Genomic DNA, 245 nt, shown 5'->3' on the forward strand with positions numbered 1-245 from the left:
TTGTTCTGGTCCGACAGCTCCTTGGTGCCACCGATCACGACACTGCGCTCGGTACCGGCCTCGCGCAGCACCGGTGCCGATTCACCGGTCACCGCCGCTTCGTTGTTGGTCGCAAGGCCCTGCACGATCTCGCCATCGGCCGGCACCAGCTCGCCGGCACTGACGATCACATGGTCGCCGGGGCGCTGCTCGGGGGCCGGCACCTGGGTTTCGCTGGCCCCGGCATGGGCGGCGGCCAGCCGGCG

General features: G+C 71.0%; 1 pseudogene. It reads right to left on the bottom strand.

Annotated elements, in window-relative coordinates:
* Positions 1-245: pseudogene (locus ACQG3P_RS21790) on the bottom strand (potassium-transporting ATPase subunit B); the annotation flags it as partial.

Origin of the sequence: Stenotrophomonas sp. SrG, assembly GCF_050031795.1 — a bacterium.
GTDB lineage: Bacteria > Pseudomonadota > Gammaproteobacteria > Xanthomonadales > Xanthomonadaceae > Stenotrophomonas > Stenotrophomonas rhizophila_A.